The organism is Candidatus Contendobacter odensis Run_B_J11 (genome assembly GCF_000531125.1).
Classification (GTDB): domain Bacteria; phylum Pseudomonadota; class Gammaproteobacteria; order Competibacterales; family Competibacteraceae; genus Contendibacter; species Contendibacter odensensis.
The window spans coordinates 1-1,160 of record NZ_CBTK010000163.1 but is presented as its reverse complement, the minus strand read 5'-3'; the positions used below and the strand labels follow the sequence as shown (position 1 = coordinate 1,160).

Sequence of the window (1,160 nt, the reverse complement as noted above, 5' to 3'; positions counted from 1 at the left end):
TAAGTACAGGACAAAAAATTTAAAGCCCACAGGAAATCCTGGAATTTGTCGGCGAGGTTGAGGATGACGTGACGCAGGAAATCGAGGCCGTGGCGGAAGAGAGACTTGAGCGGTCGCTGAAGGGTTTTTTTTAAGGGGATCGGCTGGTCTTGGTCATGAAGTTGTTCGCCCGTGCGGTGGGTCCAAGCAAAGGCTAGGGCGAGTAGCCCCATCATTTTGGACAGGCGAGAAGCGTCTCTGAGGTGGGTGTCCTCGAAATTGAAGCCCCGCGTCTTCAGGCAACCGAACAGGGTCTCAATTTGCCAGCGGTCGGCGTAGGCATCGATGGCCTCGCCTTGGGGTGCCCCGGAGGTGGCCAGGATAAGGATCTCACCATCGGCCAAGCGCAGCGCTGACAGGGAGACGAAGCAGCCCCAGACCGGGCGTCGCCCCGCCAACAGGCGAGCTTGGCCGGGGTTGAGTGAGACCAACAATGCATCGACCCGCGTCATCCGGTTCCAATGATGGGGGACGAGGGTGTCGCGCTTAATCCGTTGGTGGAAGGGAATCCGTCGCGTTTGCAGCCAATGAAACCCCGCTTCGCCAATGAACTCGCGGTCGGCCAGGAGGACGGCGATCCGTTCTACGCCGAAGACCGCGAGGAAGCGCTCCATCAGGGCTATTCGCTCAGGGGTGTTGGAGTTGCCCGCCTTGTCTAGGACGCTCCAGAACACCGGCAGGGCGATGCCCCGATAGGCAATCCCCAGCACGAGAAAGTGGATGTCCACGGAGCCGAACGTCCATTGGGTCCGATCCAGGGTCAGGCGCCACGGGCCATCGCCGACCGGGACCAGGCGCACCAGTAACCGCGCCCAGAGGTCCGGATCAATCTCGAACGAACGAAAGAAGCGTTGCAGACGCTTGTAGTGCGAGTCCACCAGGGCCTGGCCGCCGAAACCGGTGGCTAATTCAGCCAGGTTGACGCTGCGCACTTTGAACAGAGCCAGTAGAAAATGGGCGAGAAAAGTGATCCGCGCGCCATGCCAAGGCAGATGCTCGGCCAACACGGCCTTGAGTTCACGGACGGGGTCGTTAACGGTAGCTTTCATTGCAGTTCCTGCAAAAAATGCCTAGCTTAACCGTTTTTATTCATAGGGTTATCAGTTTTGTCCTGTACTGAG

1 protein-coding gene is annotated in these 1,160 nt (G+C 58.8%); it reads right to left on the bottom strand.

The features are described 5' to 3' along the window. A partial coding sequence (locus BN874_RS11110) for an IS4 family transposase (protein ID WP_051497724.1) occupies positions 1 to 1,088 on the bottom strand: 1,088 nt, incomplete at its 3' end. Between the last annotated feature and the right edge of the window lie 72 nt (positions 1,089 to 1,160).